We start from the raw sequence: 15320 nt of genomic DNA, 5'->3' as shown, positions 1-15320 counted from the left end.
GGCGGCATGAAGACGATCGTACGATCGATGCGGGCCTTCGCGACGCGCGTGGTATGTAGCGCCCGTGAACGCCAACGCTGCCGCGCGCCGGCTCCTCGTCCGCGCCACTTTCCTCGTTTCCTCCATCCTCGCGGCTTCGTGCGGCGAAGGCGCAAAACCGCCGGAGGTGCCGGCGGTCGCGTCCTCGCCTGCCGTGGTGCCCGCGCTCGCGCGTGTCCCTGCGAAGTGGCGCTTCGATTTGCGCGCTGCGCCCGCGTCGGGGCGGGAGGGCATGGTCACGAGCGACGCGGCCGACGCGACGCGCGTGGGCGTGGAGATCCTCCGCAAGGGCGGGAGCGCCGTGGACGCGGCGGTGGGTGTGGCATTCGCGCTCGCCGTGGTGTTCCCGCAGGCGGGGAACATCGGCGGCGGGGGATTCATGGTCGTACGCGCGGAACAAGGGGAGGTGCGCGCGCTCGATTTTCGCGAGACCGCGCCGGCGAAGGCGACGCGGGAAATGTTCTTTGGGAAAAACGACGCGTCGCTCGTGGGTCACCTGGCCGCGGGGGTGCCGGGGGCGGTGGCCGGGTTAGGGGAGGCGCATCGTACGTACGGGAAACTTCCGTGGAAGGAGCTCGTCGCGCCCGCGATCCGGTTCGCGGAGGAGGGGTTCGTCGTGGACGAGGGGCTCGCCGAGATCCTCCGGGATCGCGCGGCGGACATCGCCCGGTTTCCGGCCTCGGCCGCGATGTTCATGCCCGGGGGAAAGCCGCTCGGCGTGGGGGCGGTCCTGAAAAACCCGGAGCTCGCGCAGGTGCTCGTGCGGATCGCGGAGCGCGGGGCGCCGGGGTTTTACGAGGGCGAGACGGCAAACCTCCTCGTCGAGGAAATGAAGGCGGGCGGGGGGATCGTGACGGCCGAGGATCTCGCGGCCTATCGGCCGGTCTGGCGGACGCCGGTCGAGATGGAGTATCGCGGGCACAAGGTGTTCGCGATGCCGCCGCCCTCGTCCGGCGGGCTCGTGCTCGCATTCTCGCTCGGCGTGCTCGGGGGCTACGATCTCGGGAAGATGGGGTTTCTTTCGACGGAGGCGCTGCACGTGACGGTGGAGACGTCGCGGCGCGCGTTCGCCAAGAGAAACCATTTCCTGGGCGATCCCGCGTTCGTGCCGGTCCCCACGGGCGAGTTTCTCTCGGCGGAGGCCATGGAGAAGGCGCGTGCCTCGATCGAGCCGGCCCGCGCGACGCCCTCGTCCGAGGTCGGGCCCGGGCGCGGGGGCGCGGACGAGAAAAAACACACGACCCATTTTTCGATCGTCGATCGCAGCGGCGCGGCCGTGGCGTTGACGACGACGATCAATACGTCCCTCGGCTCGGCCGTGGTCGTGCGGGGCGGCGGGTTTCTCCTGAACAACGAGATGGACGATTTCGCGACCGAGCCCGGAAAGCCCAACGTCTTTGGCCTCGTGCAGGGCGAGGCGAATGCGGTCGCGCCGGGCAAGAGGATGCTCTCGTCGATGACGCCGACGATCGTGGTGGGGCCGGACGGGGCCGTGCGGATCGTGACGGGCGCGGCCGGCGGGCCGACGATCATCTCGGCGGCGCTCGCGGTGATCACGAACGTGCTCGATCACGGAATGGGCGCGACCGCGGCCGTGGGCGCGCCGCGGGTGCATCATCAACATTTGCCCGATCAGATCTTCATCGAGGAAGGCGGGCTGCCGGACGACGTGCAGCGGGCGCTCGGCGCGCGTGGGCACAAATTCGAGGCGTGGGACGCGATCGCTGACGCGCCGTCGATCGTGCGGGGTCCGGGCGGCGTGTGGACGGGCGCCGCCGAGCCACGCAACAAGAGCGGGCTCGCGCTGGGGCTTTGAAGGTTCCTGGAATCGGGTATATGGACGTGGTACGCGGCGAGATCCAGAGGGAGGAGTCGAGCAGTGGACCAAATTCGAACGATGACGAGCTGGACAGCGCTGGCCACGTTGCTGAGCGGGGCGCTCCTCTCGGGCGTGCTCGGAGCATCGGGCGGGGGCTGCGCGCGGGCCTCCGGGACGATTGGCGAGGGGGGTTCCGGAGGGGAGGGCGACCAGGAATGTGGCGATGGGATCGTCGGCGGCGGCGAGGACTGCGACGACGGCAATACGGCGGACGGTGACGGGTGCTCGGCCACGTGTTCGACGGAGCAGGGCTTCACGTGCAGCGGCGAGCCCACGAAATGCGAGGACATCGACGAGTGCACGTCGAACCCGTGTAGCGCAAACGCCACGTGCACGAACACGGATGGCGCCTTCGTATGCGTTTGTGCCCCCGGATATACGGGTCCAACCTGCGAAAAGGGGCCTTGTCTCGTCGACGTGGCCGGCGGTCGCGGGCATAGCTTGGCGGTGCGCGGCGAAGGCACGGTCATGGGCTGGGGGAGCAACGCCTCGGGTCAGCTCGGCGAAGGGAGCACGAACAATCAGCCCACGCCGGTGCCGGTCAAGGGGCTGACGGGCGCCTTGCGGATCGCCGCGGGGCGTGTCCACGCGGTGTCGGTCAAGAGTGACGGCACGGTCCGGGCCTGGGGATCGAACCTGTATGGCCAGCTCGGCGACGGGACCACGACGCAACGGAATACGCCGGTGCTGGTGCAGAACATTGCCGACATCATTTCCGTCACCGCGGGCTCGTACCATTCGCTGGCGCTCACGAAGGCCGGCGCGGTATGGGCTTGGGGGCAGAACACGAACGGTCAGCTCGGCGATGGGAGCGTCAACAATCGCACGGCGCCCATTCAGGTGCAGAACCTCGCCAACGTGGCCATCGTCGCGTCCGGGCAGCTCCACAACGTGGCGCTCCGGGCAGATGGAACGGCGTGGGCCTGGGGATTGAACCTGTATGGCCAGCTCGGCGATGGCACCACGATGCAACGAAATACGGCCGTGCAGGTGCAAGGCATGACGGGGGCCGTGGCTGTGGCAGCCGGGCAGGGGCATAACCTGGTGCTGAAGTCCGACAAGACCGTATGGGCCTGGGGCCAGAATACGAACGGTCAGCTCGGCGACGGGACCACGACGCAGCGAAATACGCCCGTGCAGGTGCAGGGGCTCTCCGACGTGGTGGCCATCGCTGCAGGCGATCTGCACAGCATGGCGCTCCGGAGCGACGGGACCTTATGGACCTGGGGCGATAACCAGAACGGGCAGCTCGGTGATGGCAGCACCTCGCAACGAGCGACGCCGGCGCAGATCGCCGGACTGCCCGCGATCAAGACGATCGCGGCGGGCCCCGACGCGCAGCACAGCTTCGCGCTCACGGCCGACGGTACGATCTACATATGGGGGCGTAACGACGCCGGGCAGCTCGGCGATGGCACGGCCGTCCTTTTGAAAGCGACGCCGGTGCAGCCGCAGCTCACCTGCAATTGACGGGATCCGGCGAGGGAGGGGAGCGCGGCCGGGACGGGTTCGTCCCGGCCGCGGAGGGGTGGGTCGTTCCGGGTCAGGGCTGGATCGCGAAGTTCACGGTCGAGGTTTGTCCGGAGGTGACCGTGACCATCTTGACCATGTCCTGATATCCGGCCTTGCTCACGCGCACCTCGTATTGCTGCGCGAAGACCGCGTTCGCGAAGGCGAAGCCGCCGCTCGCGTTGGTCGTCCCGTCGTGCATGCCGCGGTTCAGGGTGATCGACGCGCCCGACACGAACTGGCCCGTCATCGCGTCGGTGACCGTGCCCGACACGCTGCCCTTGCCCGGATCGGTGCCGATCTGGACGCGGAAGTGCGTGGCGTTTTTCGTCAGGTTCCCCATCGTGTCCTCGGCGATCAGGTGGAAGAACCAGATGCCGTTGGCCTTGCCGGGCAGGAGGATCTGCTTCGAGTTCTGCGGGCTCGTCAGATCCATGGGGATCTTGTTCGAGTCGTGATCCGGCATGGTCGTCGCGTAGGGATCGAACTCCCAGTAGAAGTTCTTCGTGTTCTCGTCCGCCTTCGGCAGCGTCCACGCGAAGTACGGCGAGTTGTTCGTGTACCAGGTCGACGCGCTCGCGTGGCTCGACGACGAAACCGCGGGCGTGGTCGCGTTGATGTTGACCACGAAGCGCGACTCGACGGTGCCGAAGTTGGCGAAGGGCCCGAGCGTGCTGATGTGGAAGTAGTTCGTCCCGACGGCGAGATCCGCCGGCGTGTACAGGACAGACTCCTCCGGCTTGTAGCTCGCGTTCGACGAATTCGGCACGAAGCCGTAGGCCGTGTTGAGCTTGTAGTAGTAGCCAGCCGAGGCGGTGAACGGCTTGCTCCACGCGAGCTCGAAGGAGGGATACCCGTCGTTGTACCAGAGGTTGGAGCTCGGGTGCGTGGACGACGAGACGTCGAACGGCGCCATGTAGGACTCGAACTTCGAGGCCACGACCGAGCCGGTCAGCGTCTTCGAGTTACCGTAGAGCAGCTTGACCGCGCCGTTGCCGCCGTTGCCGCCGCCGCTCGCGCCGCCGTTGCCGCCCGCGGTCGAGATGGAGCCCGTGAATTTGAGATCGCTCGTCGCGCGCAGCACGACGCCGCCGCCGGAGCCGCCGCCGGCGCAGCCGGACGCGCTCTGGCCGTTCACCGTGACTTGACCCGCGATCGTGATGTTATCGGCGTAAATCACGAGCATGCCGCCGCCCAGGCCCGGCGTGCCGCTCGTGCAGGTGCCGCCGCTCGAGCCCGTCGCCGGATCCTGATCGGCGATCGCGTAGACGGGGCCGCCCTGGGCCGACACGCTGCAGTACCGCGTGCCGCTGTAGTAGCAACTGAACGTCGCGCTGCTGGCGGCGCCCGCGACGCCGTAGCCGCCGCCGCCGGCGGGCAGCGTGCCGGAGGCGGTGCAATATCCCTGCGCGTTGCAGGAACTCGCGCCGCCGTTGCCGCCCTTGCCGCGCGGATCGTTGCCCGTCGGGGTCACGACGATCTGCGAGCTCGCGTCGAGCACGAAGTTCTTCGCGCGGATCACGAGTTTGCCCGAGGGAACCGTGAGCACGCTCGAGTTGATGATGGTCACGTCGCCGGCGAAGACCTGCTCGCCGTTGAGTGTCGCGTTGGCGTTGGCGTCGATGACCAGGCTCGGCTGCGCACAGTCACCGTTGAAGCAATACGTCCCGCAGGTTTGCCCCTGCGTCCAGGCGGTGCCCGTGGGGTTGCAGGTCTCGGGCGTGTTGCCATTGCAGCGCTTCTCGCCCGCCTCACACGAGCCGGCGCAGAGGCCGCTCCCGCTGTCGCAGGCGATGGCGCACGTCTCGACCGTGAGCCACGCGGTGCCGGTGGAGTTGCAGACCTGCGTCTGCAGGCCGTTGCAGCGCCGCGAGCCGGCCACGCAGGTGGTCGTGCCCGTGCAGGCCTTCATCGCCGGGTCACACGCCTGCGCGCAGACCTGCTGGGTTTGCCACTGGTTGCTGCCGTTGCAGACCTCGAGGAGGTTGCCGTTGCAGCGCAGATCGTTCTGCACGCACGTCGACGACGCGCACGCGCTTCCCTGGCAGATCTGCGGCGACGGGCAGGCCATCGGCGCGGCCCAGTCGTAGCAGCCGGTCGGCTGCATGGCGCAGGACTGCACCTGCGTCCCCGAGCACTTGGTTTGTCCCTGCGTGCACTTGTCGTCGCACTGGGAGGCGCAGGCTCCGGCCTCGCAGGCCTGGCCCGAGGGGCAGCTCGCGCCGGGGTTCCAGTCGTAACAGCCGTTCGCCTGGAGCCCGCACGTCTGGACCTGCGGACCCGAGCACTGCGTCGCGCCGCCCATGCATTGATCGCTGCACGAGCTGACGCACTGGCCGCCATTGCAGGTCTGGAACGTCGGGCAGTTCTGCGCGGGGTTCCAGTCATAGCAGCCATTGACCTGCAGGCCGCAGCTCTGGATCTGCCCGTTCGCGCATTGCGTGCCGCCGTTCGAGCACGTGTCCGTACACGCGAGCGCGCACTGGCCGGCGGAGCAGGTCTGGAACGTGGGACATGCCTGCGCCGGGTTCCAATCGTAGCAGCCGTTCGCCTGGAGCGCGCAGGACTGGACGTTCGCCCCGGAACACTGCGTCTCCCCCGCGGAGCACTGATCGGTGCAGGACGAGGCGCACTGCCCGCCGGAGCACGTCTGGAAGGTGGGACAGCTCTGCGGCGTGGACCAATCGTAGCAGCCATTGGCCTGGAGCGCGCACGTCTGGAGCTGCGTGTTCGAGCACTGGGTCTGCCCTGCGCTGCATTGATCCGTGCACTCGCCGCCGCCCCCGCCGCCCTGTCCCATCCCGCCGGTTCCGGAGGGGTTGTTTCCCCCGTCACCGCCGCTCCCGGCGTCGCCGCCCTGGCCGTTGGCGCCGCTGCCGCTCGACTCGCCGCCAGCCGGGCCGCATCCCGCGACGCCGATCAGCGAGGCGCAGACGAGCGTCCATCCGAATTGCAACAACATAGATCTGTGCACGAATAATCCTCCGGGGGGGATCTCAATCGGGAACCTCCCGAATGTCAAGAGATGATGTGGTGCGGTGCGCATAAGGCCCGATCGTCAAGCGCGAGACGCCGGGCTTCAGAAACCGCGCATCGCGCGGCTTCTACGCTTTCGGTCCAGGCCGTGCCTGGTCCGGGGTGAAGGGGGCGGACAGCCCCCTTCCGGGGTGCGGGGCAGAGCCCCGCGCGCGCCCACGTTCTCGTTTCAGTCGAGGTTGCCTTCGGTCGCGATCTTGAACCACGATCGCGTCGGGGCCTTCTGCTCGCGCGTGACGAAATCGTCGATCTTGGCGAGCACGGTGGCCGTGCGGTGGCCTTCCATCTGCTTCGGGTGCTTCTTGCCCTGGTCGAGGTAACAACGCAGGAAGAGCGCGTCGTCCGTGCGCGGGAGGGCGGCGACGTTCCGGATCCATTTCGACCACGTGGGCGGTTCGAGCAGGTATTGCTCGACGTTCGATACGTAAAACGTGCTCACGCGGAGGTCGTTTTTCTGGAGGAACGCGGCGATGGCGGGGAATGCGCCGTCGCCCGCGAAGTCGCCGACGACGGGGACGACGCGGCCTTCGCGCTCCATCGTCTGGACGAACCGGAAGGTTTCGTCCGTCGCGAGGAACCCGCGCTTCTTGCCTGCGGGATCCGCTGCGCCGAGCAGCTCGCGGAGCGAGGGGTATTTGCGGCCGGAGGTTTCTTTGAGCTCGAACCGGAGATCGAGCTGTTTGTCGAAAAAGACCTGCGTCATCCGCGCGAGGGCGCGTTTGTCCTTGTCCGTGAGCGTGACGCCGTAGGCCTCCTGCATGCGCTTCATGGCCCGATCGACGGTCGTGGCGAAGAGCTTCGGATCCGGCGCTTTCGTCTCGGCGTGCTTCAGGACGGCGTCGACGTCCGCGGTCGCGGGCGGGGCCGTGGCTGCGTCGTAGGGCCTTCCGACGAGCAGGGCGAGGAAATGGGAGCGGCTTTCGGCTTCTTCGAAGAGGAATCGATTATACAGGTGCTGGAGGAGGTTGTCCCGGCGGATGTCGACGATGAACGCGAGGCGCGGGCGGGTGAGGGCGAGATACGTAAAATTCTGCTCCGGCCCGACGCCGACGTAGACGCCCCCCGCGGGCCGCGCCGCGAGCGCGTTGGCCGTCTGGAGGTACGAGGTCTCGTTCGAGATGAGGTTGTCCGAGATGAAGTCGCCCCCTGGCTCGGAGAGGGTGCGAATGAGCTCACCAAAGGGGCCGAACGCAGGCGCGGCGGGGGCGGAGGCCGGGGTGACGGCGGATGCGGACGCGGGGGCGGAGGCGCGCGCGGAAGCGGAAGCGGGAGCGGAGGCGGCGGGTTCGGTCTTGGGCGGGTCGCATGCGGCGGCGACGAGGAGGGCGAGGATCGGGGCGAGGCGGGGGAGCAGGCGCGGGGTCGTGGGGGCCATGGCGGACCGGGAACGCCTCGGCGGGCGGGCGTCGTCCAGGGCGTCGAGGGTCCGATGGAAACACGGGGGGTGTCAAGGCGCGGGGCGGTACCGTGCGGGGGATCTTGGCCGCGTGCCCACGTTGTGCCATGGATGCCAGCGCTGCCATGAAGAAGCCTCGACGCCGCCGCTTCTCGATGATTCGTGACTTCCAGGTCGCGGATTTCTTGACCCTCGGCAATGGTTTTGCCGGCACCGGGTCGATGCTGGCGACGATGAAGTACGTGGCTTCGGGCGACGTCACGTTCCTCCGGCTCGCCTTTGGGCTGCTCCCGGTCGCGTTGTTCTGCGACTTCCTCGATGGGCGCGTGGCCCGGGCGCGGCGCGAGGTCTCGATGCTCGGGCAAGAGCTCGACTCGCTCGCGGACCTCGTGTCGTTCGGCGTGGCCCCGGCCGCGCTCGCGTTCGGGCTCGGGATGCGCGGGGGCTGGGACGCGATCGCGCTCGTGTATTTCGTGGCCTGCGGCATCAGCCGACTCGCGCGGTACAACGCGACGGCAAGCCAGCTCGCCGACGAGGGCGGGAAGGTGAAGTATTACGAGGGGACGCCGATCCCGACGAGCCTCGCGCTCGTGGCGCTCTTCGGCGCGCTCTCGGCGCACGGGTATATCGGCGCGGCGCTGCCGGGCGGGGCCGTCACGCTCGGGCCGTGGGAGCTGCACCCGATCGTATTGCTCTTCGTGGTGAGCGGCAGTGCGATGATATCGAAGACGCTCCGCATTCCGAAGCCCTGAACCCGTGAGACCCGATCGGTTGTTCAGGGACAAGTTTTCAGCGCACGAATCCGGGACAAGTTTTCAGCGATAGAATTTGTCCGGAACTTCTTCGATCGAAAGTTTTGCCGAGCGCGATTCCCCATTGTAGGTGCTGGGGTATCCACATGCTCGAGCGCGCGATTCGACCGCTCTCCACCCCGGCCGCAGTTCCCCTTCCGTCCGTCCGCCCCGGGCCCCTCAAGGCCCGTGGAAAGCCGCGTCCGGACATTCGTGAAATCGAGCCGGGGACGGCAAAACCGTTCATCAAGTGGGTCGGCGGAAAACGGCAGCTCATCCACGAGCTCGAGCCGCGCATTCCGTCGCGCTTCAATACGTACCACGAGCCCTTCGTCGGGGGCGGCGCGCTCTTCTTCCACCTCATGCCCGAGCGCGCAGAGCTCAGCGATACGAACGAGCGGCTCGTGCGCACGTACCTCGGCGTGCGCGACGCCGTCGAGGACGTGATCGACAGGCTCGCGTCCTACCCGCACGATCGCGATTTCTTCATGAAGTTGCGCTCGAGCGACATCGACACGAAGACCGACGTGGAGGTGGCCGCCTGGTTCATTTACCTGAACCGCACGGGATTCAACGGGCTCTACCGGGTGAACCGGGCAAACCAGTACAACGTGCCGTTCGGCGATTACCAGAACCCCACGATCTGCGACGCGGAGAACCTCCGTGCCTGCTCGCGGGCCCTGAAGCACGCCTCGATCCGGCATGCTTCGTTCGAGGACGTCGCTGCGCGGGCGCGGGCGGGCGACTTCGTGTATTTCGATCCGCCTTACGTGCCGCTCTCGGCGTCGTCGAGCTTCACGTCGTACACGAGCGGCGGGTTCGGGATGCGCGAGCAGCAGAGGCTTCGCGACGTGGCGCGCGAGCTCAAGGAGCGCGGGGTGCGCGTCCTGCTCTCGAATTCGTCGGCGCCCGAGGTGTACTCGCTTTATGGGGACGGCTTCGAGCTCGCCGCGGTGGGCGCTTCGCGCGCCATCAACTGCAAGGGCACGGGGCGCGGACGGATCCAGGAGCTCATCATCCGGTAAAGCGGCCGCGAGCGTCTCTCCGGAGGGCTCCCGGTCCCGGATCCCGCGTCCGATGAACCGCGCATGCGCGCCGTTCTCCCGCATCACCGTCCAGGCACCCTCGTGCTCTCTGCGTCCCAGTGGGAAACGATCGAGGCGCTCCGCGCCGGCGAGCCAGTGACCGACGAGGCGCTGGACACGCTGTATCCTGCAGACGTCCGCGAGCTCTCGTCACGATTCTGGACGCCCGTCTCCATCGCAGTGCGCGCGGCCAAGCTCTGCGCGCCCGAGGGGCGGGCGCGCGTGCTCGACGTGGGCGCAGGCGTGGGGAAATTCTGCCTCGTCGGCGCGCTCGTCACGGAGAGCATTTTCGTGGGGATCGAGCATAGGCGGGCGCTCGTCGACGTGGGCCGCGAGGTGATGGCGGCCGTGGGCGCGAGGAACGCGCGGCTCGTGCACGGGACGATCGAGGAGATCGATTTTTCGTATTTCGACGCGCTCTACTTCTACAACCCGTTCGAGGAGAACCTGGTCGCGCCGTCGTGGCAGATGGACGGAGCGGTGCCGCTCTCGCTGGAGCGGTTCCAGGAGGACGTGGCGCGGATCGAGGCCGCGCTCGAAGCCGCGCCGCCCGGGATGCGCGTGGTGACGTACCAGGGGTTCGGCGGAAAGATGCCGCCCGATTACGAGATCGTGGAGGAGGACCCCGAAGGCGCGTCGCACCTGCGGCTCTGGGTGAAGCAGGAGCATCGGCCGCACAGGATTCCGCAGGGGACGCGGCGATAGAGAGGGGATTACGGTTCGCTTCTGGGGGGTTGCTCGCGGGAGCGGCTCCAGAAGGCGACGACGTCGTCCGGCGTTTCGCGGTCTTTCAGGATGGAGAGGGTTTCTCCGTCATAGCCGAGGACGAGCGGCAGGCCGCGGCTGCAATGGCGCGACCACATGCCGAGCGTGTAGGCGCCGACGTCGTGGAGGACCACGAAATCGCCCGGATCGACGCGGGGGAGGGCGAGGCCTCGGGCGAGGACGTCGCCCGAGAAGCAGAGGGGACCGACGATCGTGACGGGCTCCGTGAGGCCGCCCTTGGGCCGCCCTTCCGCGTCGAGGACCGCGATTTCGTGGTGCCATTCCTCCGGGCGATAGGCGCGCCGGACCAGGAGATCGGCGCCGAGGTGGATCACGGCGAGGCGCTCGTCGCCGGCCTGCTTGACGTATTCGACGCGGCTCGCCGCCCAGCCGGCCGTCGCGTGAATGGCTCGGCCAAACTCGGTCACGAGCCGGAGGCCGCCGGCGAAGAGCCCGGGGGTGGTTTCCTTCAATCCATTCACGTACGCGGAGAGCGGGATCGGCGTGTCGTCGGGTCGATACGCGACGGGGAGGCCGCCGCCGAGATCAAAGGTGTGGACGCGGCCAGGCGAGGTGCGAGCTTCGATTTCGGCCCGCAGCGAATCCACACGTCGCACGCCCTCGACCAGGGTCGCGAGCGGCATGCCTTGCGAGCCCACGTGCACGTGCAGCGCGCACAGGAAGGGGTGCGCCTCGAACGCGGCGATGATCTCGTCCCGGCGTTCGATCGGGACACCAAACTTCGAGGCGCGGGTCGCGACGCTGGTGAGCGCGATCGAGCCCCCGCCGACCTGGGGATTGACGCGCAGGCCGATGTGCGCGGGTTTGGTTTGTCCGATCCTCGACGCAATGCGATCGAGCTCGTCGAAATTGTCGACGTTGATCGGGACGCCGTGCGCGAGGGCCCAGGCGAGCTCGTCCTTCGTCTTCGCGGGCGAGTCGAAGACGATGCGGGAGGGCGGGCAATCGGCCGCCATTGCGAGGCGGACTTCTTCGAAGGAGGCGGCTTCGAGGCCCGCGCCCGCCGCGACGAGCGCGCGGAGGATCTCGACGAGGGGGTTCGCCTTGACCGCGACGGCGTGCAGCGTGCCCTCGGGGAAACACGCGTCGAGCTCGGCAAGACGCGCGCGGACGCGGCCGAGGTCGTGGAAGAGCGCGGCCGGCGTGTCCTCGCGGAAAAAGCCGTCGGCGATGGCGCGCCGGAGCACGGACGAGGCATCCTCGACGTGGGTACGTTCGAGCCAGCGACTCATCGCGCTCGTGGTAGCCGTGGGGCCCGCCACGTCAAGCGGCGCTTGCCGGTTGCAGGGAGGACGCGAGCGCTGTATCGAGCGACCATGACCGCGCTGCCCGAAGGGTTCCTCGCCGCCGTCGCCCGCGATTTCCCAGCCGATTTCTTCTCGGTTGATCCTTCCGATCTCGCCACGTTCGGCCGCGACTGGACGAAGGTGTACGAGCCGCGTCCCGCAGCCGTGGCGTTGCCGCGCACGACGGACGATGTGTCGCGCCTCCTGAAGCTTTGTACGGCATTTCAGGTGCCGATCGTGCCCTCGGGGGGACGGACGGGGCTCGCGGCGGGCGCGGTGGCGGCAAAGGGAGAGGTCGTGGTGTCGCTGTCGCGGATGCGGCGGATGGACGCGGTGGACGTGCTCGGCACGACCGTGCGCGTGCAGGCCGGCGCGGTGACGGAGGATGTGCACCTGCACGTGGGCGCGCACGGCCTGACCTGGCCCGTGGACTTCGCGTCGAAGGGATCGAGCCAGGTGGGCGGGAACATCGCCACGAACGCGGGCGGCGTGAAGGTGATCCGTTACGGGCTGACGCGGCAGTGGGTGCTCGGGCTCGAAGTGGTGCTCGCGAACGGCGAGGTGCTCGAGCTCGGCGGCGCGCTGGAGAAAAACAACACAGGGATTGATCTGCGGCAGCTCTTCATCGGGAGCGAGGGAACGCTCGGGATCATCACGGAGGCGACGCTGAAGTTGACGCGGCTGCCCGGCAAGCTCGACGTGCTCCTGTTCGCCGTGCCAAACCTCGCGGGCGTGCTCTCGCTCTTCCGGGAGGCGCGTACGGGGCCGTTCGTGATCACGGCGTACGAGTTTTTCACGGAAAAGTGCATGGCGCGGGTGCGGCGGCACCGGAGCGTGCGCGAGCCGCTCGCGACGCCGAGCGATTATTACGTGCTGCTCGAAGTGGAGCGGGCCGAGCCGGACGCGCTCGAAGCGTGGATCGGGTCGCTGTTCGAGCGAGGCGTGGTGACGGACGGGACGCTCGCGCAACACGCGGGCGAGGCCGCAGCGATCTGGACGCTGCGCGAGGCGATCAGCGAGAGCCTGAGCGCGACCGGGATGCCCCACAAGAACGACATCGCCTTGCCGATCCAGGAGCTCGAAGGCTTCTGCGCGGAGCTCGAGCGCGTGTTCGAGGCGCGTTATCCGGGCTGGGAGATCGCGCTGTTCGGGCACATCGGCGATGGGAACCTGCACGTGAACGTGATGAAGCCCGACGCGCTGGCGAAAGCGGCGTTCCTCGCGCGGACGCACGAGGCCGATCACATGATGTTCGATCTCGTCCGGAAATACCGTGGATCGATCTCGGCGGAGCACGGGATCGGGCTCCTCAAGAAGGACTACCTCGGGTATTCGCGATCCGGGACCGAGATCGAGATCATGCGCGCGATCAAGCGGGTGCTCGATCCGCTGGGGATCATGAATCCGGGGAAGGTGTTTTAATAGACGACGCGCGTCCGGATGTTCGAGGGCAATGCCTCGAGCCGGCGGCTCACCTCGGCGGAGACGTCCTGCTCGAGGTCCATGATGAGGTAACCAATCGCGCCTTCGGTCGCCAGGAACTGGCTGTCGATGTTGGCGTTGAGATCGGCGACGACACGGTTCACGTCGCGGAGCACGCCGGGCACGTTCCGGTGCACGTTCAAGATACGGTGCGTGCCCTTCACCGGCGGGAGCTCGACCTGCGGGAAGTTCACCGAGCCCGTCGTCGCGCCCATCGTCGCGAACTTGCCGAGCACCGCCGCGACTTCGCGCCCGATGGCCTCCTGCGCCTCCTCCGTCGATCCGCCGATGTGCGGCGTGAGCAGGACGTTCGAAAGGTTCTGGAGCTCGGTCTTGAACTGATCCGTGTTCGACTCGGGCTCCTCGGGATAGACGTCGATCGCCGCGCCCGCGAGGTGCCCGCTCTTCAGCGCCGCGACGAGCGCCGGGATATCGACGACGGTGCCGCGGCTCGCGTTGAGCAGGTAGCTGCCCTTGCGCATCTTCGCGAGCTCGGCCGCGCCGATCATGTTGCGCGTCTCCGGCGTCTCGGGCACGTGCAGCGAGACGAAGTCGGCCTCGGCGAGCAAGGCCGCGAGCGAGGGGACCGAGCGGTTGTTGCCCATCGGCAGGCGCGCGGCGATGTCGTGGTAGAGCACGCGCATGCCGACGGCCTCCGCGAGCACGCCGAGCTGGCGGCCGATGTGCCCATAGCCGATGATGCCGAGGACCTTGCCGCGGACCTCGTAGCAATTCGCGGCGACCTTCTTCCACACGCCCGTGTGGACCTCGCGCGAGCGATCGCCGAGCTGGCGGGCGAGCAGGATGATCTCGCCGATCATGAGCTCGGCGACGCTGCGCGTGTTGCTGAACGGCGCGTTGAAGACCGGCACGCCGCGGGCGTTGGCGGCGACGAGGTCGACCTGGTTCGTGCCGATGCAGAAGCAGCCGATGGAGAGCAGGTCGTGGGCGTTCTCGACGACGCGCGCCGTGATCCGGGTCTTGCTGCGGATGCCGAGGAGCTGCACGCCCGGGAGGGCGGCGATGAGCTCGTCCTCCTTGAGCGCGCTGCTCTTCTTGGTGATGGCGTAGGTGCGCCCCTCGCTGAAGGCGTGGAAGGTCTCCGTGGCGCTCGGGTGGATGTTCTCGAGCAGGAGGACCTGGATCGTGTCGCGGGGCAGCTCGGCCGGGGCAGGCGTGGTCATGGCGCGTCCTCGTTCGGGGGCGCCTTCTCTACCGCATGGGCGGGCGTAGGCCAGCCGGAAAGCTGCCCAACCCGGGGCGGGCGTGCACTCGGTGGCTCTTGGCTCGACGCGACGTTTGCACGACGTGCATAGAAACTGGTAAGAAAATAGCCATGCAACGTGTCGTTCTCTTCTCGGCCGCGACGGCCGCGATCTTCGTCGCCTGCGCGGCGCCTCCGCGTTTCCAGGACATGCGCACGCCGTCGGGCGAGTTCTGCACGGACATGCCCATCTTCGCGGGCAAGACCCAACCCGACAGGGAGTTCCACCGCCTGGAGCCGGTGCAGAGCGAGCCCGGGGCCCGCACCGAGCCCGAGCGCCTGCGGTCGCTCCGCAAGGCCGCGTGCATGGCAGGCGGCGACGCCGTCATCGAGGCGATCGAGGAGGAGATCCGCCTGCCCGACGCCTCGTATGGAAAGGTCGCCACGGGGACGGCGATCGTCTGGATCCGGCGCGAAGGATCCTCGTCGAAGCCGCTCGACATGGGCGCCCATTCCGAGGCGGACAAGGGCGCCGAGCCGGTGCCGGCGGCGGATCCGAACCCGCCGAAGGAGGCGACGCCCATCAACACCGCGGCCGAGGTGAAATCGGCCCCGGCGCCGCAGCCGACTGCAGCGGCGACGCCCACCACGACGGCCGCCGCGCCGACGCCGACGCCCACGACGTCGGCGACGGGCTCGACGTCGACGACGAAGACGAAGACCACGACGAAGACCACGACGAAGAAGTAGCCCGCCGCAAGGCAACGGGAGACGAGGTCGCGCGCGAGCCTCCGCAAGGGGAGGGTCGCTCGTGGCCTCGTTTCGTT

The 15320-nt window shown here is 68.2% G+C and carries 11 protein-coding genes; 7 read left to right on the top strand and 4 right to left on the bottom strand.

The window, feature by feature from the left end:
* Positions 1-64 precede the first annotated feature (64 nt).
* Both ggt and E8A74_RS22330 read left to right on the top strand, forming a co-directional pair.
* Positions 65-1855, top strand: a complete 1791-nt coding sequence (gene ggt / locus E8A74_RS22335; RefSeq protein ID WP_136931073.1) for a gamma-glutamyltransferase — start codon at positions 65-67, stop codon at positions 1853-1855.
* A 63-nt stretch (positions 1856-1918) separates the two neighbouring features.
* Entirely contained in the window at positions 1919-3388 is a 1470-nt protein-coding gene (locus tag E8A74_RS22330; RefSeq protein ID WP_136931072.1) for an RCC1 domain-containing protein, read from the top strand.
* Between the two features lie 73 nt (positions 3389-3461).
* On the opposite strand, the gene E8A74_RS55570 is transcribed toward E8A74_RS22330, so the two are convergent.
* Positions 3462-6401, bottom strand: a complete 2940-nt coding sequence (locus E8A74_RS55570) for a carboxypeptidase-like regulatory domain-containing protein (RefSeq protein ID WP_136931071.1) — start codon at positions 6399-6401, stop codon at positions 3462-3464.
* A 231-nt stretch (positions 6402-6632) separates the two neighbouring features.
* The gene (locus E8A74_RS52545; RefSeq protein ID WP_170229289.1) at positions 6633-7838 is read right to left on the bottom strand and encodes an LIC_10091 family protein; all 1206 of its coding nucleotides are present in this window, start codon (positions 7836-7838) and stop codon (positions 6633-6635) included.
* A gap of 146 nt (positions 7839-7984) precedes the next feature.
* Between E8A74_RS52545 and E8A74_RS22310 the strand changes: the two genes are divergently transcribed.
* From E8A74_RS22310 to E8A74_RS22300, 3 genes are all read left to right on the top strand, one after another.
* Positions 7985-8611 (top strand): CDP-alcohol phosphatidyltransferase family protein, encoded by a 627-nt coding sequence (locus tag E8A74_RS22310; protein WP_136931068.1) that lies wholly within the window; start codon positions 7985-7987, stop codon positions 8609-8611.
* Positions 8612-8757: 146 nt separating this feature from the next.
* On the top strand, positions 8758-9675 hold the full coding sequence (locus tag E8A74_RS22305; protein WP_136931067.1) for a DNA adenine methylase: 918 nt from the start codon (positions 8758-8760) through the stop codon (positions 9673-9675).
* A 63-nt stretch (positions 9676-9738) separates the two neighbouring features.
* Complete coding sequence (locus tag E8A74_RS22300) at positions 9739-10440, top strand: class I SAM-dependent methyltransferase (protein WP_136931066.1); 702 nt, start codon at positions 9739-9741, stop codon at positions 10438-10440.
* Between the two features lie 8 nt (positions 10441-10448).
* Here the strand turns inward: E8A74_RS22300 and E8A74_RS22295 are convergent, their stop codons facing one another.
* Entirely contained in the window at positions 10449-11753 is a 1305-nt protein-coding gene (locus E8A74_RS22295) for a type III PLP-dependent enzyme domain-containing protein (RefSeq protein WP_136931065.1), read from the bottom strand.
* Between the two features lie 84 nt (positions 11754-11837).
* On the opposite strand from E8A74_RS22295, the gene E8A74_RS22290 reads away from it, so the two are divergent.
* Complete coding sequence (locus E8A74_RS22290; protein ID WP_136931064.1) at positions 11838-13229, top strand: FAD-binding oxidoreductase; 1392 nt, start codon at positions 11838-11840, stop codon at positions 13227-13229.
* Here E8A74_RS22290 and serA read toward each other — a convergent pair.
* Positions 13226-14473, bottom strand: a complete 1248-nt coding sequence (gene serA / locus E8A74_RS22285) for a phosphoglycerate dehydrogenase (RefSeq protein ID WP_136931063.1) — start codon at positions 14471-14473, stop codon at positions 13226-13228. The genes E8A74_RS22290 and serA overlap by 4 nt on opposite strands.
* 152 nt (positions 14474-14625) lie before the next feature.
* On the opposite strand from serA, the gene E8A74_RS22280 reads away from it, so the two are divergent.
* Positions 14626-15243, top strand: coding sequence for a hypothetical protein (locus E8A74_RS22280; protein WP_136931062.1), 618 nt, complete (start codon positions 14626-14628; stop codon positions 15241-15243).
* Positions 15244-15320 lie beyond the last annotated feature (77 nt).

The sequence above is a fragment of the Polyangium fumosum genome (assembly GCF_005144585.1).
Lineage (GTDB): Bacteria > Myxococcota_A > Polyangia > Polyangiales > Polyangiaceae > Polyangium > Polyangium fumosum.
The sequence above is the reverse complement of the archived record's forward strand: the minus strand, read 5'-3'. Positions and strand labels throughout refer to the sequence as shown.

What these genes read in the sequence shown, in the direction of transcription:
- E8A74_RS52545 (WP_170229289.1), bottom strand. Translation starts at nt 7,838, where the DNA reads ATGGCCCCCACGACCCCGCGCCTGCTCCCCCGCCTCGCCCCGATCCTC.
- E8A74_RS22310 (WP_136931068.1), top strand. Translation starts at nt 7,985, where the DNA reads ATGAAGAAGCCTCGACGCCGCCGCTTCTCGATGATTCGTGACTTCCAG.
- E8A74_RS22305 (WP_136931067.1), top strand. Translation starts at nt 8,758, where the DNA reads ATGCTCGAGCGCGCGATTCGACCGCTCTCCACCCCGGCCGCAGTTCCC.
- E8A74_RS22300 (WP_136931066.1), top strand. Translation starts at nt 9,739, where the DNA reads ATGCGCGCCGTTCTCCCGCATCACCGTCCAGGCACCCTCGTGCTCTCT.
- E8A74_RS22295 (WP_136931065.1), bottom strand. Translation starts at nt 11,753, where the DNA reads ATGAGTCGCTGGCTCGAACGTACCCACGTCGAGGATGCCTCGTCCGTG.
- E8A74_RS22290 (WP_136931064.1), top strand. Translation starts at nt 11,838, where the DNA reads ATGACCGCGCTGCCCGAAGGGTTCCTCGCCGCCGTCGCCCGCGATTTC.
- serA (WP_136931063.1), bottom strand. Translation starts at nt 14,473, where the DNA reads ATGACCACGCCTGCCCCGGCCGAGCTGCCCCGCGACACGATCCAGGTC.
- E8A74_RS22280 (WP_136931062.1), top strand. Translation starts at nt 14,626, where the DNA reads ATGCAACGTGTCGTTCTCTTCTCGGCCGCGACGGCCGCGATCTTCGTC.